The organism is Streptomyces sp. NPDC032822 (assembly GCF_055578825.1).
Map to the genome: position 1 here is coordinate 303,263 of NZ_JBVIOL010000008.1, position 15,937 is coordinate 319,199.

General features: G+C 68.1%; 13 protein-coding genes and 1 tRNA gene. 6 read left to right on the top strand and 8 right to left on the bottom strand.

The annotated features are described in order from the left end of the window. Position 1: 1 nt before the first annotated feature. Together ACZ5VD_RS24260 and ACZ5VD_RS24265 are read left to right on the top strand one after the other, a co-directional pair. On the top strand, positions 2-853 hold the full coding sequence (locus ACZ5VD_RS24260) for an ABC transporter ATP-binding protein (RefSeq protein WP_468549608.1): 852 nt from the start codon (positions 2-4) through the stop codon (positions 851-853). After that, positions 850-1,566 (top strand): ABC transporter ATP-binding protein, encoded by a 717-nt coding sequence (locus ACZ5VD_RS24265; protein WP_468549506.1) that lies wholly within the window; start codon positions 850-852, stop codon positions 1,564-1,566. The genes ACZ5VD_RS24260 and ACZ5VD_RS24265 overlap by 4 nt, the downstream gene beginning before the upstream one ends. Before the next feature lie 82 nt (positions 1,567-1,648). Here ACZ5VD_RS24265 and ACZ5VD_RS24270 read toward each other — a convergent pair whose 3' ends face one another. Then, the gene (locus ACZ5VD_RS24270) at positions 1,649-2,305 is read right to left on the bottom strand and encodes an ANTAR domain-containing response regulator (RefSeq protein ID WP_468549505.1); all 657 of its coding nucleotides are present in this window, start codon (positions 2,303-2,305) and stop codon (positions 1,649-1,651) included. 104 nt (positions 2,306-2,409) lie between these two features. On the opposite strand from ACZ5VD_RS24270, the gene ACZ5VD_RS24275 reads away from it, so the two are divergent. Then, positions 2,410-2,493: transfer RNA gene (locus ACZ5VD_RS24275), tRNA-Leu, on the top strand. Between the two features lie 86 nt (positions 2,494-2,579). Next, on the top strand, positions 2,580-3,368 hold the full coding sequence (locus ACZ5VD_RS24280; protein ID WP_468683253.1) for a helix-turn-helix domain-containing protein: 789 nt from the start codon (positions 2,580-2,582) through the stop codon (positions 3,366-3,368). 9 nt (positions 3,369-3,377) lie between these two features. Here ACZ5VD_RS24280 and pyk read toward each other — a convergent pair whose 3' ends face one another. Then, positions 3,378-4,808, bottom strand: coding sequence for a pyruvate kinase (pyk, locus tag ACZ5VD_RS24285; protein ID WP_468683254.1), 1,431 nt, complete (start codon positions 4,806-4,808; stop codon positions 3,378-3,380). Between the two features lie 181 nt (positions 4,809-4,989). Then, positions 4,990-5,703, bottom strand: a complete 714-nt coding sequence (locus ACZ5VD_RS24290; RefSeq protein ID WP_468549502.1) for an SIMPL domain-containing protein — start codon at positions 5,701-5,703, stop codon at positions 4,990-4,992. Between the two features lie 138 nt (positions 5,704-5,841). Between ACZ5VD_RS24290 and ACZ5VD_RS24295 the strand changes: the two genes are divergently transcribed. Then, positions 5,842-7,647, top strand: coding sequence for a bifunctional metallophosphatase/5'-nucleotidase (locus ACZ5VD_RS24295; RefSeq protein ID WP_468683255.1), 1,806 nt, complete (start codon positions 5,842-5,844; stop codon positions 7,645-7,647). Between the two features lie 119 nt (positions 7,648-7,766). Here the strand turns inward: ACZ5VD_RS24295 and ACZ5VD_RS24300 are convergent, their stop codons facing one another. The 5 genes from ACZ5VD_RS24300 to ACZ5VD_RS24320 all read right to left on the bottom strand — a co-directional run bounded on the left by ACZ5VD_RS24300 (position 7,767) and on the right by ACZ5VD_RS24320 (position 14,005). Next, positions 7,767-9,185 (bottom strand): lysine N(6)-hydroxylase/L-ornithine N(5)-oxygenase family protein, encoded by a 1,419-nt coding sequence (locus ACZ5VD_RS24300; protein WP_468549500.1) that lies wholly within the window; start codon positions 9,183-9,185, stop codon positions 7,767-7,769. Between the two features lie 308 nt (positions 9,186-9,493). After that, positions 9,494-11,995, bottom strand: a complete 2,502-nt coding sequence (pepN, locus tag ACZ5VD_RS24305; RefSeq protein ID WP_468549499.1) for an aminopeptidase N — start codon at positions 11,993-11,995, stop codon at positions 9,494-9,496. A 56-nt stretch (positions 11,996-12,051) separates the two neighbouring features. Further along, entirely contained in the window at positions 12,052-12,603 is a 552-nt protein-coding gene (locus ACZ5VD_RS24310; RefSeq protein ID WP_468549498.1) for a response regulator, read from the bottom strand. Positions 12,604-12,752: 149 nt separating this feature from the next. Further along, entirely contained in the window at positions 12,753-13,103 is a 351-nt protein-coding gene (locus ACZ5VD_RS24315; protein WP_468549497.1) for a chorismate mutase, read from the bottom strand. Between the two features lie 11 nt (positions 13,104-13,114). Continuing rightward, on the bottom strand, positions 13,115-14,005 hold the full coding sequence (locus ACZ5VD_RS24320; RefSeq protein WP_468683257.1) for a helix-turn-helix domain-containing protein: 891 nt from the start codon (positions 14,003-14,005) through the stop codon (positions 13,115-13,117). A gap of 135 nt (positions 14,006-14,140) precedes the next feature. On the opposite strand from ACZ5VD_RS24320, the gene ACZ5VD_RS24325 reads away from it, so the two are divergent. After that, a complete protein-coding gene (locus tag ACZ5VD_RS24325) occupies positions 14,141-15,916 on the top strand; it encodes a glycoside hydrolase family 35 protein (RefSeq protein ID WP_468549495.1) in 1,776 nt (591 codons plus the stop codon). The last annotated feature ends 21 nt before the right edge of the window (positions 15,917-15,937 follow it).

The window sequence follows — 15,937 nt, forward strand, 5'->3', positions numbered from 1 at the left end:
CATGACGACACCAGTACTCCAAGCCCGCGACGTCACCATGCGCTTCGGCGGCCTCACCGCCGTCCGCTCCGTCGACTTCACGGTCAACACCGGCGAGATCGTCGGCCTCATCGGCCCCAACGGCGCCGGCAAAACCACCTTCTTCAACTGCCTCACCGGCCTCTACATCCCCACCGAAGGAACCGTCTCCTACAAGGGCACGGTCCTCCCCCCCAAACCCCACCTCGTCACCCAGGCCGGCATCGCCCGCACCTTCCAGAACATCCGCCTCTTCGCCAACATGACCGTCCTGGAAAACGTCCTCGTCGGCCGCCACACCCGCACCAAAGAAGGCCTCTGGTCCGCACTCCTACGCGGCCCCGGCTTCAAGAAAGCGGAAAAGGCCAGCGAAGAACGCGCCATGGAACTCCTGGAGTTCATCGGTCTCGCCCACAAACGCGACCACCTCGCCAGGAACCTCCCCTACGGCGAACAGCGCAAGCTCGAAATCGCCCGCGCCCTCGCCTCCGAACCCGGCCTGCTCCTCCTCGACGAGCCGACCGCCGGCATGAACCCCCAGGAGACCCGAGCCACCGAAGAGCTCGTCTTCGCCATCCGCGACATGGGCATCGCCGTCCTCGTCATCGAGCACGACATGCGCTTCATCTTCAACCTGTGCGACCGCGTCGCCGTCCTCGTCCAAGGCGAAAAACTCGTCGAAGGCACCTCCGAGGTCGTCCAGGCCGACGAACGCGTCATCGCCGCCTACCTCGGCGAACCCTTCGAAGGCGACCCCGGCCAGGCCGAAGCCGCGGAGGTCGAGGCCGCCGAAGCAGCACAGAGCACCACCGGCACCAAGGGAGAAACCCAGTGACCACACTGCTGGAGGTCGAGGACCTCCGCGTCTCCTACGGCAAGATCGAAGCCGTCAAGGGCATCTCCTTCAGCGTCGAAGCCGGCCAGGTCGTCACCCTCATCGGCACCAACGGCGCCGGCAAGACGACCACCCTCCGCACCCTCTCGGGACTCCTCAAGCCCACCTCCGGAAAGATCATCTTCGACGGCAAACCCCTCACCGGCGTCGCCGCCCACAAGATCGTCTCCCTCGGGCTCGCCCACTCCCCCGAAGGCCGCCACATCTTCCCCCGCCTCACCATCACCGAAAACCTCCAACTCGGCGCCTTCCTCCGCAAGGACAAAGAAGGCATCGAAAAGGACATCCAACGCGCCTACGACCTCTTCCCCATCCTCGGAGAACGTCGCAAGCAAGCCGCAGGCACCTTGTCCGGCGGCGAGCAGCAGATGCTCGCCATGGGCAGGGCCCTCATGTCCCAGCCCAAGCTCCTGATGCTGGACGAGCCCTCCATGGGCCTCTCCCCGATCATGATGCAGAAGATCATGGCCACCATCTCCGAGCTCAAGTCCCAGGGCACGACGATCCTCCTCGTCGAACAGAACGCCCAGGCAGCCCTCTCCCTCGCCGACCAGGGACACGTCATGGAAGTCGGCAACATCGTCGTCTCCGGCACCGGACAGGACCTCCTCACCGACGAATCCGTCCGCAAGGCATACCTCGGCGAGGACTAGAACACCCCCGCCCGCCACACGAAGAGGCCCGCGCCCCCCACCAGGGACGCGGGCCTCTCGCCATACACGGGCAACCGGCGTGTCAGCCCTTACCGTTCTTCTTCTCATCCGCATCCTGAATGACCGCCTCGGCCACCTGCTGCATCGACATCCGACGATCCATCGACGTCTTCTGGATCCACCGGAACGCCGCCGGCTCCGTCAGCCCGTACTCCGTCTGAAGAATCGACTTCGCCCGGTCCACCAACTTGCGGGTCTCCAGCCGCAGCGTCAGATCCGCGATCTCGTTCTCCAGCTCACGCAACTCCGTGAACCGGGACACCGCCATCTCGATCGCCGGCACGACATCACTCTTGCTGAACGGCTTCACGAGATACGCCATCGCACCCGCGTCCCTCGCCCGCTCCACCAGATCCCGCTGAGAGAAGGCGGTCAGCATCAGCACGGGCGCGATACGCTCCTCGGCGATCTTCTCGGCCGCGGAGATGCCGTCCAGCTTCGGCATCTTCACGTCGAGGATCACCAGGTCCGGCTTGTGCTCACGGGCGAGTTCGACGGCCCGCTCACCGTCACCGGCCTCGCCGACCACGGAGTAGCCCTCTTCCTCCAGCATCTCTTTGAGGTCGAGCCGGATCAGGGCCTCGTCCTCGGCGATGACGACACGGGTCGTCAGCGGAGGCACGTGCGACTTGTCGTCGTCGGGCACGTCTACGGGCTGGGGCGACTCGGGGGCGGTCACGGGGGCTCCTTGTTGCGGGCCGGGCAGGTACTGCTGCGTAAGCAGCCTACCTAGGGGCGGGCAGCCGCGGTGACCCGGTATGCTTCCCGTCAGCTACACAGCTTGCCCGGTTGGAGGAACTGGTCAGACTCGCGGCACTCAAAATGCCGTGCCCTTTGGGCATGTGGGTTCGAATCCCACACCGGGCACTTTCAGGAAGAAGCGGATGCTCACGTTCTCGTGAACATCCGCTTTTCGCTGCATGCCGTCACAATCAGTGACACAGAGTGTCCGCATGAACTTTCACGGCACTGAGGTTCGACAAAAGGCACTCACGCTCCTGCGCAATGGCGCGACGAACGCGCACGTCGCCCGGACCCTAAGCGTCCCGATCGGGACAATCAGCTATTGGAAGCACCGGGACCGAGCGAAACGCGGCGAGTGTCCCGGCAAACACGACCCCAGGTGCCCTCGTTGCGATGGACGTGAACTCGATAGGCCCGCGTACAGCTACCTGCTGGGCCTCTACCTCGGCGATGGACACATCAGCCACCCCTCCGAGCACCGAGTGCCCAACCTTATGATCACCTGCGCCGATTCGTGGCCCGGCCTCATGGACGACTGCGAGCGGGCGATGCGCACGGTCTTCCCCGACAACTCCGTATGCCGCGTCCGCAAGATCGGCTGCCGCAACGTAAAGGTCTATTCGAAGCACCTGCCCTGCCTCTTCCCTCAGCACGGCCCCGGCAAGAAGCACGACCGGCACATCGCCCTCGAACCCTGGCAGCAGGCCATCGTCGACGCGCACCCCTGGGAATTCATCCGCGGCCTCATCCACTCCGACGGCTGCCGCATCACCAACTGGACGACCCGCCTGGTGGCCGGGGAGCGCAAGCGCTACGAATACCCGCGGTACTTCTTCACCAACAAATCGGACGACATCAGGAAGCTCTTCACCGACACCCTCGACAGCGTCGGTGTCGAATGGACCACGCTCGCTCGCGGCAGTGACCCGTTCAACATCTCCGTCGCCCGCAAAGCCTCAGTCGCCCTCATGGACACTCACGTAGGCCCCAAGTACTGACCGACCGGCCTACTTGTCGTCCTCCCCGATGTGATGCACCCGGACCAGGTTCGTCGACCCGGAGACCCCGGGCGGCGAGCCGGCCGTGATGACCACGACGTCACCCTTCTTGCAGCGGCCGTACTTCAACAGCAGCTCGTCCACTTGGTCGACCATCGCGTCGGTCGAATCCACGTGTGGGCCGAGGAACGTCTCCACGCCCCAGGTCAGGGTGAGTTGGGCGCGTGTCGCCGGTTCCGGGGTGAAGGCCAGGACCGGGATCGGCGAGCGGTAGCGGGAGAGGCGGCGGACGGTGTCGCCGGACTGGGTGAAGGCGACGAGGAAGGTGGCGCCGAGGAAGTCGCCCATTTCGGCTGCGGCGCGGGCGATGGCTCCGCCTTGGGTGCGGGGTTTGTTGCGTTCGGTCAGTGGGGGCAGGCCTTTGGCGAGGATGTCTTCCTCGGCCGCTTCGACGATTTTGGCCATCGTGCGGACGGTTTCGATGGGGTGTTTGCCGACGCTGGTTTCGCCGGAGAGCATCACGGCGTCGGTGCCGTCGATGACGGCGTTGGCCACGTCGCTGGCTTCCGCCCTGGTCGGGCGGGCGTTGTCGATCATGGAGTCGAGCATCTGGGTGGCGACGATGACTGGTTTGGCGTTGCGTTTCGCCAGTTTGATGGCGCGTTTTTGGACGAGGGGGATTTGTTCGAGGGGCATTTCGACGCCGAGGTCGCCGCGGGCGATCATGATGCCGTCGAAGGCGGCGACGATGTTGTCGATGGCGTCTACGGCTTGGGGTTTTTCGATCTTGGCGATGACGGGGAGGCGGTGGCCTTCTTCGTCCATGATGCGGTGGACGTGCTGGATGTCGCGGTCGGTGCGGACGAAGGAGAGGGCGATGATGTCGCAGCCGGTGCGGAGGGCCCAGCGGAGGTCGTGTTCGTCTTTGTCGGAGAGGGTGGGGACGGAGACGGTGACGCCGGGGAGGTTGAGGCCTTTGTGGTCGGAGACGATGCCGCCTTCGATGACGGTGGTGTGGATGCGGGGGCCGTCGATGGAGGTGACTTGGAGGCGGACTTTGCCGTCGTCGACGAGGATGTGTTCGCCGGTGGTGATGTCGGTGGCGAGGCCGGTGTGGGTGGTTCCGCAGGTGTGGCGGTCGCCTTCGGTGTTTTCTTCGGTGGTGAGGGTGAAGGTGTCGCCGCGTTCGAGGAGTACGGGGCCTTCGGTGAAGTGGCCGAGGCGGATCTTCGGGCCTTGGAGGTCGGCGAGGATGCCGATGCTGCGGCCGGTTTCGTCTGCGGCTTTGCGTACGCGCTGGTAGCGCTCCTCGTGTTCGGCGTGGGTGCCGTGGCTGAGGTTGAGTCGGGCTACGTCCATTCCGGCTTCGACCAGGGCTTTGATCTGGTCGTAGGTGTCGGTGGCGGGGCCCAGGGTACAGACGATTTTTGCTCGGCGCATGTTTCGAGCCTAGGGCTTACCGGTGGGTAGGGAATTGGTGTGGTGTGACTGCTCAACGGCCTTTGGGTGACGTGCTGTTGACAAGTGTTGAATGGTGCGCCGGGGTGCTCTGATGAGCATTTCGGGGTGCCCCGGCGCTTTCTTATGACTATTTCCGGCGGCTGGTGCCGGTGATTGCTGTTTACAGCTGTGGTGGGGCCATGGTGAAGCGGGCGTTGACCTGGGCGTGGACGTGTTGGCGTTGGGGTTCGAGGTCGAGGGGGGCGGCGGCGGTGTCTTCGGCGGTGTAGGCGGCGGAGCGCATGCGGTTGCCGGGGGCGGAGAGGTGGGTTGGTGGGGTGTTCTCGGCGCCGATGTCGGCGAGTTCGACGAGGGCGGCGAGGGTGGTGCCGAGGGCTTCGGCGTATTCGCGGGCGCGTTGGACGGCTTCGTGTACTGCTTGTTGGCGGGCTTGGCGGTGGGCGGGTGAGTCGGGGCGTAGGTCCCAGGAGGGGCCGTCGACGCGGGTGAGGTCGAGGTCGGCGAGGCGTGTGGTGAGTTCGCCGAGGGCGGTGAAGTCGGTGAGTTCGGCGGTGATGTGGACGCGTCCGTGGTAGGCGTGGATGCGTTCGCCGCGGCCTTCTTTGAGTTGTGGGGTGAGGGAGAAGGAGCCGGTTTCGAGTCGTTCGACGGCTTGGCCGTAGGTTTTGATGAGGTCGAGGGCGGTGGTGTTGCGGCGGGTGAGGTCGTCGAGTGCGGTGCGGCGGTCTTTGCCGCGGGCGGCGACGGTGATGCCGATGCGGGCGATCTCGGGGTCGACTTCGAGGTGTGCTTCGCCGCGGACGGCGATGCGGGGGGCGTCGGGGGTGCCGTAGGGGACGGCGGGGCGGGGCTCCTCCGGTGATGGGGTGGTCATACGTCCCACTCTGTCACCGCTTACCTGCTTGACGCCCCTGCCGGTCATCAGATCGAAACCTGCGGGGTCTGTCGCGGTGCGGCGTGTCCGGGTCAGAATCTACGCGCGTCGTTGACCGTTCCCCGAGGAGAATCAGACATGCCGTTGAACCGCCGGAAGTTCCTGAAGAAGTCCGCTGTGACCGGGGCGGGGGTTGCGCTGGCCGGTGCGGTGGCGGCTCCGGCGGCTGAGGCCGCGGAGGGGCGGAGGCCTTCGAAGCCGGTCAAGCGGTATGCGCTGACGGTCATGGGGACGACCGATCTGCACGGGCACATTTTCAACTGGGACTATTTCAAGGACGCGGAGTACACGGACGCGCAGGGTAATGCGCAGGGTATGGCGCGTATCTCGACGCTGGTGGAGCAGGTCCGTAAGGAGAAGGGTCGTTGTAACACGCTGCTGCTCGACGCGGGTGACACGATCCAGGGCACGCCGTTGACGTACTACTACGCGAAGGTGGATCCGATCACGGCGAAGGGTGGTCCGGTTCATCCGATGGCTCAGGCGATGAACGCGATCGGGTATGACGCGGTGGCGCTGGGCAATCACGAGTTCAATTACGGTATCGAGACGTTGCGGAAGTTCGAGGAGCAGTGTGATTTCCCGCTGCTGGGTGCGAACGCGTTGGATGCGAAGACGTTGAAGCCGGCTTTTCCGCCGTACTTCATCAAGACGTTCCGGGTGAAGGGTGCGCCGCCGGTGAAGGTGGCGGTGCTGGGTCTGACCAATCCGGGGATCGCGATCTGGGACAAGGCGTATGTCCAGGGGAAGTTGGTGTTCCCGGGGCTGGAGGAGCAGGCGGCGAAGTGGGTGCCGAAGCTGCGGTCGATGGGTGCGGACGTGGTGGTGGTGTCGGCGCACTCGGGTTCTTCGGGGACGTCGTCGTACGGTGATCAGTTGCCGTACGTCGAGAACTCGGCGGCGTTGGTGGCGCAGCAGGTGCCGGGGATCGACGCGATTCTGGTGGGTCATGCGCACACGGAGATCGCCGAGTTGAAGGTGACGAACGAGAAGACGGGGAAGACGGTCGTGCTGTCGGAGCCGTTGGCGTACGCGGAGCGGCTGTCGCTGTTCGATGTGGAGCTGGTCTTCGAGAAGGGTCGTTGGTCGGTCGAGTCGGTGGCGGCGTCGGTGCGTGATTCGAAGACGGTCGCCGACGACCGGAGGATCACGAAGTTGTTGAAGGACGAGCACGACATCGTGGTGGCGTACGTCAACCAGGTGGTGGGTTCGGCGACGGAGACGTTGACGACGGTGGACGCGCGGTACAAGGACGCGCCGATCATCGACCTGATCACGAAGGTGCAGGAGGACGTCGTCAAGGCGGCGCTCGCGGGTACGGAGTACGCGTCGGTGCCGGTGATCGCGCAGGCGTCGCCGTTCTCGCGGACGTCGGAGATTCCGGCGGGTGAGGTGACGATCCGGGATCTGTCGAGTCTGTATGTGTATGACAACACGTTGGTCGCGAAGTTGATGACGGGTGCGCAGGTCAGGGCGTATCTGGAGTATTCGGCGCAGTATTTCGTGCAGACGGCTGCGGATGCGGTGGTCGATGTGGCGAAGCTGACGAATGCCGGTGGGCGTCCGGACTACAACTACGACTACGTGTCGGGTCTGACGTACGAGATCGACATCGCGGCGGCGGCCGGGTCGCGGATCAAGAACCTGTCGTACGGCGGTGCGGTGTTGGATGACGCGCAGCGGTTCGTGCTGGCGGTGAACAACTATCGGGCCAATGGTGGTGGTGCGTTCCCGCATGTGGCGGCGGCGCCGGAGTTGTGGTCGGAGTCGACGGAGATCCGGACGCGGATCTCGGAGTGGGTGACGGCGAAGGGTGTGCTGGATCCGAAGGACTTCGCGTCGGTGGACTGGAAGTTGACGCGGGGCGGTACGCCGGTGTTCTAGGCGGGGTGGACGGGGGCGGCGTCGGTGCTTCGGCATCGGCGCCGTTTTGTTTTGTCGCCTGTGTGGTCGCCTGTGCCGTCGGGTGGGTTGTCGGTGGGGTTGTGTTGTCGGTGGTGTCGTCAGCGTCCTTCGACCAGCGGGGTGAGGGTGGGGGTCTGTCGGGCGGGTGGGATGTGGGGGCGGGGTTCGAGTCCGAAGGTGGTGAAGGCGGTTCGGGTGGGGAGGGGGTAGGGGGTTTTGGCGGTGAGGGAGTTGAGGATGGTGGCGCTGCGCCAGGCGGTGAGGCCGAGGTCGGGGGTGCCGACGCCGTGGGTGTGGCGTTCGGCGTTCTGGACGTAGACGGTGCCGGTGACGGAGGGGTCGAGGGTGAGGCGGTACTGCTGGTCGATGCGGGGGCGTTCGCGGCTGTCGCGGCGGAGGTAGGGGTCGAGTCCGGCGAGGATGCGGTCGAGGGGGCGGTCGCGGTAGCCGGTGGCGAGGACGACGGCGTCGGTGGTGAGGCGGGAGCGGGTGTTCTGCTGAGTGTGTTCGAGGTGGAGTTCGACTTTGGTGGTGGCGATGCGGCCGGCGGTGCGGACGCGGACGCCGGGGGTGAGGACGGTGTCGGGCCAGCCGCCGTGGAGGGTGCGGCGGTAGAGCTCGTCGTGGAGGGCGGCGATGGTGTTGGCGTCGATGCCTTTGTGGAGTTGCCATTGGGTGGTGGTGAGGCGGTCGCGGGTGCCTTCGGCGAGGGCGTGGAAGTAGCGGGTGTAGTCGGGGGTGAAGTGTTCGAGGCCGAGTTTGGAGTACTCCATGGGGGCGAAGGCTTCGGTGCGGCCGAGCCAGTGGAGTTGTTCGCGGCCGGCGGGGCGGTGGCGGAGCAGGTCGAGGAAGATTTCGGCGCCGGACTGTCCTGAGCCGATGACGGTGATGTGGTCGGCGGCGAGGATCGTGTCGCGGTGGGTGAGGTAGTCGGCGGCGTGGACGACGGGGACGGTGGGGGCGTCGACGAGGGGTTTGAGGGGTTCGGGTACGTACGGTTCGGAGCCGATGCCGAGGACGATGTTGCGGGTGTAGGTGCGGCCGAGGGCTTCGGCTTCGCCGTCGGTGTCGAGTTGGGTGAAGTCGACTTCGAAGAGGTCGCGTTCGGGGTTCCAGCGGACGGCGTCGACCTGGTGGCCGAAGTGGAGTGCGGGGAGGTTTTCGGAGACCCAGCGGCAGTAGGCGTCGTATTCGGCGCGTTGGATGTGGAAGCGCTCGGCGAAGTAGAAGGGGAAGAGTCTTTCGCGGGTTTTGAGGTAGTTGAGGAAGGTCCAGGGGCTGGCGGGGTCGGCGAGGGTGACGAGGTCGGCGAGGAAGGGGACTTGGATGGTGGTGCCTTCGATGAGGAGGCCGGGGTGCCAGTCGAAGGCGGGGTGTTGTTCGTAGAAGGCGGTGTCGAGTTCGGCGAGGGGGTGGGCGAGGGCGGCGAGGGAGAGGTTGGCGGGGCCGATGCCGATGCCGACGAGGTCGCGGGGTGCGTCGGGCGCGTGGTGTGGGGGGTGGGGCGTCGGGTTCATCGGGGGGTGGTTCCTTCCAGGCGTTCGGGGAGTCCGGTCAGGTGGTCGGGCCGGGGCGGGGCTGGGTGTGTTTGTGGGGTCGGCCGTGGCGCTGGGCAGAGGGGGTTCCAGCTTGTACGTGATGGTGGGGTCGCGCCCGGGAAGCCCAACGAAGGGAACCCGAAAGGGGGTACGTCCGTGCGGGAAAACGGGTCGGGGCACGGCCGACGGCTGTTGTCGGTCGTGCCCCGGTGCGGGTCCTGTTTGTGGCTGTCTTCTGTGTCCGCCTATGCCCGTGTTCTGTGTCCCTCTGTGGCCGTCATTTCTGTCTATGCCTCGCGTACGCGCAATGCCCGTGCCAGGTCGTCCAGTTGGTCGGCGAGTTTGCGGCGGAGGGCGGGGATGGGTTCGCCGTCGTTCAGGCACTGTTCGCCGAGGCGGAGGGTGTGCGGGTCGACGGCGTGGACGGGGAAGGCCCAGCGGCCGGCGGCGTCGGCGATGGCGGGGCCGCGGCGGGCGGCGAGGGTGACGGCGTCCTGGAAGTAGCGGGGTACGTACTGGGCCACGAGGTCGGCCTGTTCGGGTTGCCAGAAGCCTCGGGCGGTGGCGGTGAAGAGGTAGTTGGAGAGGGTGTCGTCGGTGAACATCGCCTCCCAGGCGCGCTGTTTGGCCTGCTCGTCGGGGAGGGCGGCCCGGCAGCGGGCGGCGCCTTCCTGGCCGGTGGCGCTGGGGTCGCGGGCGAGTTCGGCGGCGATGGCCCTCTCGTCGGTGGCTCCGAGGGCGGCGAGGCGGGCGAGGACGCGCCAGCGGAGTTCGGGGTCGAGTTCGGGGCCGCCGGGGACGGTGCCGTCGGTGAGCCAGGCGGCGATGGTGTCGGGGTGGGCGGCGACGTCGATGCGGTGGCGTACGGCGATGAGGCGCAGGCCGGGGTGGTCGCCGTCCTCGGTGCGGCGGATGAGGTCGCGGCACAGGGTGTTGAGGGTGGCGAGGGCGGCGGGGCGGTCCTCGGGGGTGAGGTAGCGGTCGGTGATCTGGGTGGTGGCGAAGGCGAGGACGCCTTGGACGAGGGCGAGGTCGGTTTCGCGTGGGAGGTGGGTGCGGGCGGCGTCCAGGTAGGCGGCGGCGGGGAGTTCGCCGTCGCGGACGGCGTCTCGCAGGGCGTTCCAGACGACGGCGCGGGTGAGGGGGTCGGGCAGGCCGGAGAGGGCTGTCTGGATGGTGTCGAAGGAGCGGGTGTCGAAGCGGACCTTGGCGTAGGTGAGGTCGTTGTCGTTGAGGAGGAGCAGGGCGGGGCGTTTGCCGATGGGGTGGGGTTCGCCTGGTGCGGTCTGCGGGATGTCGAGGTGGAGGCGTTCGCGCAGGACGAGGCGGCGGTCCTCGCCGGTGACGTCCTGGTCGTAGAGGCCGACGGCGATGCGGTGGGGGCGGGTGCCGGTGTGGTCGACGGTGAGGGTGCAGGTGCCGTCGTCGCCGGGGGTGATGTGGGGGGTGAGGGTGTCGACGCCGGTGGTGCGGAGCCAGGTGTGGGCCCAGGCGTGGACGTCGCGGTCGGTGCTCGCGGCGAGGGAGTCGATGAAGTCGGCGAGGGTGGCGTTGGCGAAGCGGTGGCGGGCGAAGTGGGTGTTGATGCCGGCGAGGAAGTCCTTCTCGCCGAGCCAGGTGACGAGTTGGCGCAGGGCGGAGGCGCCCTTGGCGTAGGAGATGCCGTCGAAGTTGAGCATGGCGGACGCGGTGTCGGGGACGGCGTCGGGGTCGGGGGCTACGGGGTGGGTGGAGGGGCGCTGGTCGGCGTCGTAGCCCCAGGCTTTGCGGACGACGCCGAAGTCGGTCCAGGTGTCGGTGAAGCGGGTGGCTTCGGTGAGGGTCTGGTAGCCCATGTATTCGGCGAAGGACTCGTTGAGCCAGATGTCGTCCCACCATTGGAGGGTGACGAGGTCGCCGAACCACATGTGGGCCATTTCGTGGGCGATGACCATGGCGCGGGTCTGGCGTTCGGTGTCGGTGACGGCGGAGCGGTAGACGAATTCGTCGCGGAAGGTGACGAGTCCGGGGTTTTCCATGGCGCCGGCGTTGAACTCGGGGACGAACGCCTGGTCGTAGGAGTCGAAGGGGTAGGGCTCTTCGAACTTCTCGTGGTAGCGGTCGTAGCACTGCTTGGTGATCTCGAAGAGTTCGTCGGCGTCCGTGTCGAGGTGGGGGGCCAGGGAGCGGCGGCAGTGGAGGCCGAAGGGCAGGCCGCGGTGTTCGGTGCGTAGGGAGTGCCAGGGGCCGGCGGCGACGGCGACGAGGTAGGTGGAGATGAGGGGGGTGGGGGCGGCCTGCCAGCGGCCGTCGCCGAGGTGTTCGGTGGTGCTGTTGGCGAGGACGGTCCAGGCTTCGGGGGCCTTCACGGTGAGTTCGAAGACGGACTTGAGGTCGGGTTGGTCGAAGGCGGCGAAGACGCGTTGGACGTCTTCCATGAAGAGCTGGGTGTAGAGGTAGGTCTCGCCGTCGGTGGGGTCGGTGAAGCGGTGCATGCCTTCGCCGGTGCGGGAGTAGCGCATGGTGGCGGCGATGTGCAGTTCGTGGTCGCCGGCGGTGAGGTGGGTGAGGGGGAGGCGGTTGCCGTCGAGGGTGGCGGGGTCGAGGGGGTGTCCGTCGAGGGTGGCGGAGGTCAGTTCGGCGGGCTTGAGCTCGACGAAGGTGTCCGCATCGGCGCGCGCGGTGAACCGGATCGCGGTGTGGGAGGTGAAGGTGTCGTCCCCGGCCGTCAGATCGAGGTCGATCGTGTAGCGGTGAACGTCCAGGAGTTTGGCACGGGTCTGCGCTTCGTCGCGCGTCAGTACGGACATGCAGGACATGCTGCCTGATGGCGCTGACATGGCACAGAGGCGGATCGGTACGCGGCTTATGTCCGGTCCTGTTCGAGCTCTCCGGTGTGCGTTCCCTGGCCGCGTTGGACGGGGACCCGGGCGTCCGGGTGGGGCAGGGCGGCGCGGCCGGGGGGTTCGTCGGGTTCGGTGTGGCCCTTGATGAGGGCGTGCAGTTCGCGGACCTCGTGTTCGAGGGCGAGGTGGCGTTGGTGGGCGTCGAAGAGGTAGCGGACCTTGGTGCGCAGGGCCCAGGGGTCGATGGGTTTCATGACGAGGTCGGCGACGCCGAGTCCGAAGGCGGTGGAGGTGAGTTCGTGGTCGGCGCCGAAGCCGGTGAGGAGGATGACGGGAATGTGCTGGGTCTGTTCGAGGCGGCGCATGTAGCGGACCACGTCGAGGCCGCTGACGCCGGGCATGCGGACGTCGAGGAGGAGGAGGCCGACCTGGCCGCGCAGGACCTGTTTGAGGGCTTCGTCGCCGCTGGTGGCGCGGGCGAGGCGGTAGCCCAGTGGGGCGAGGGCGCTTTCGAGGGCGTACAGCGTGTCCTCGTGATCGTCGACGATGAGGATCCTGGCATCCGACGGCATGGCCCGACGTCCCTCCCTCGTGGACAGCTGGACGACCCAGTTTATGTCCGAGGAGCTGACGGGCAGTGCTCGTCAGCTGACAAGGAGTGCACAGCGCAGCATGCCCCTCGCGGGCCCCCGTGTCACGTCCCCGGGGGTGTCGTGCGAGGTCAATTCGCCAAGGGCGGAGTGGTGTTGGTGGTGTCCTCGGCGATGCGCTCGTGGTGTCTGATCACTTCGGCGATGATGAAATTCAGGAACTTCTCAGCGAAGGCCGGGTCGAGCTTGGCGTTCTCGGCGAGCGTGCGCAGGCGTTCGATCTGGCGGGCCTCGCGGGCCGCGTCGGCGGGCGGCAGTCGGTGTCCGGCTTTGAGGTGGCCGACCTGCTGGGTGCATTTGAAGCGTTCGGCGAGCATGTGGACGACGGCGGCGTCGATGTTGTCGATGCTGTCGCGGAGTCGGGCGAGTTCCTCGCGGACCGCGGGGTCGACGGCGTCGGTGCGGGTGTTGCTGGTGGTCATGGGCGACCACATTACGGGGCGGGTGGGCGTTCGATCATGGGTGGATCGTCGGGATCGGGGACCTGGTTGCTCCAGCCGCCGGGGACGAGGCGGCTCTCCTGGGCGCGGAAGCGGACGGGTGGCATGCCGACGCGGCGGGTGAAGAGGCGGGAGAAGTAGGCGGGGTCGTCGTAGCCGACGCGGCGGGCGACGGCGGCGACGGGCAGTTCGGTGGCGGCGAGGAGTTCATTGGCGCGGCCGAGGCGGATGCCGAGGAGGTAGTCCTTGGGGCTGCAGCCGGCGCCGCGGCGGACGGCGGTGCGCAGTTCGGCGGTGGTCATGCCGTGCCGGGTGGCGTGGTCGGCGACGGTCAGGGGGGTGAAGGCGTCGCGGGCGAGGGCTTTGAGGACGAGGTCGCCGTCGGGGGCGAGGTCGGCGCGGGCGCGGCGGAGGGCGACGAGGAGTTCGTGGACGGCGGCGCCGGTCTCCACTTCGAGGAGGGGGTTGTCGCGGCGGGCGGCGCGGGCGATGCGGGCGATGACGGCGCGTGGGCCGGTGGCGTCGGAGAGGGGGACGAGGGGGCGGTCGGGTTCGATGTAGCCGAGTTCGGTGTAGGAGGCGGTGGCGGGGCCGGCGAAGCCGACGAAGCCCTCGTCCCAGCCGGCGCCGGGGTCGGGTGCGTAGTGGTGCGGGATGCCGGGGGTGAGCCAGAGCAGGGCGGGGGCGGTGACGGGGGTGCGGCGGCCGTCGGGGGTGGCGTACCAGCCGGTGCCGGAGCTGATGACGACGGCGACGTGGCTGTCGAGGGTGCGGGGGCCGACGGTGGGCAGGGCGCCGTACTGGAGGCCGACGCCGAGACAGACCAGGCCGAGCCGGTGGTGGGCGGGGCCGGGCGTGAGGAACCGCATCCAGGTGTGGTACATCCGTGCTCCTCCCGGCGGTGCTGTGGGCGGTGGTGTGGGCGATGGTCCGGGGCGGGCCGGCGGTCGCCTTTGTGTCCAAGCGGTGCCGGTCTTTGTCCATGGACCTGATCACCGGCAGGCCCGAGGGTGGAGTGTATGAGCGAGTTCACGGTGGGGGACACGGACTTTCTGCTGGACGGGCGGCCGGTGCGGCTGTTGTCCGGTGCGCTGCACTACTTCCGGGTGCACGAGGCGCAGTGGGGGCACCGGCTGGCGATGCTGCGGGCGATGGGCCTGAACTGCGTGGAGACGTATGTGCCGTGGAACCTGCACGAGCCGCGTCCGGGCGGGTTCCGGGACGTGGCGGCGCTGGGCCGGTTCCTGGACGCGGCCCGGGAGGCGGGGCTGTGGGCGATCGTGCGGCCGGGGCCGTACATCTGTGCCGAGTGGGAGAACGGTGGGCTGCCGCACTGGCTGAGGGGGCGTCCCCGCACGCGTGACGCGCGTTTTCTACGACCTGTGGAGGACTGGTTCCGGCGGCTGCTTCCGGAGGTGGTGTCCCGGCAGGTGGACCGGGGCGGTCCGGTGATCATGGTGCAGGTCGAGAACGAGTACGGCAGCTACGGGTCGGACGCGGAGTATCTGGTCCGGCTGGTGGATCTGCTGCGGGCGGCGGGAATCACGGTGCCGCTGTTCACGTCGGACGGCCCGGAGGACCACATGCTGACCGGCGGCTCGGTCCCGGGGGTGCTCGCCACGGTGAACTTCGGCTCCCACGCGCGCGGGGCGTTCCGGGCGCTGCGGCGGCACCGCCCGGACGGGCCGCTGATGTGCATGGAGTTCTGGTGCGGCTGGTTCGACCACTGGGGTGGCGAGCACGCGGTGCGGGATCCCGGCGAGGTGGCGGCGGAGCTGCGGGAGATCCTGGAGTGCGGTGCCTCGGTGAATCTGTACATGGCGCACGGCGGCACCAGTTTCGCGGGCTGGTCGGGGGCCAACCGGGGTGGCGGTGAGTTGCACGACGGGCCGTTGGAGCCGGATGTGACGTCGTACGACTACGACGCCCCGGTCGACGAGTACGGCAGGCCCACGGAGAAGTTCTGGCGGCTGCGCGAGGTCCTCGCCGGGTACGCGGAGGGCCCGCTGCCCGAACCGCCGCCCGCGCCGCCGGTGTTGGCCGGGCCGGCCGAGGTGCGCCTGGACGGCTGGGCGTCGCCGGCGTCCGTCCTCGACGCCCGTGGCGGCCCGGAGGGCACCTACGCCGTGCCGCCGACCTTCGAGGAGCTGGACGTGGACCGGGGGCTGGTGCGGTACGAGGTGACGGTGCCGGGGCCGCGGCGGCCCTACCCGCTGACCGTGCGCGGACTGCGGGACCTGGCGGTGGTGTACGTCGACGGGGAGCGGGCCGGGGTGCTCACGGAGGACGACGACCGGCTCAAGGAGCCCGTCGCGGGGCACGCGCGCGTGGAGCTGTGGGTGGAGTCCCTGGGGAGGGTCAACTACGGTCCGCGTTCCGGTGAGGCCAAGGGTGTCACGGGGGGCCTCCTGCACGAGCGGCAGTTCCTGCACGGGGTCCGCGCGCGGGGGCTGCGTCTGGACGCCCTGGACGACATCGGGGGCATCGCCTTCGGGGAGCCGCCCGGTGACGGCGGCCCCGGCCTGTACCGGGGGACGGTCACCGTGCGCGGTGCCGGGGACGCCTGTCTGGAGCTGCCGGGCCGGATCCGCGGCTTCGTGTGGATCAACGGCTTCAACCTGGGGCGGTACTGGTCCGCGGGCCCGCAGCGGTCGCTGTATGTGCCGGGTCCGGTCCTGCGGGAGGGGGAGAACGAGGTGTGGGTGCTGGAGTGGGAAGGCGCGTCGGCGACACCGCCCGTGCTGCGGCCCCTGCCGGTGGATCCGGCCGGGGGGAATCCGCCCGCGTCGCCGTAGGGGCGGGTCGCCGTAGAGTGG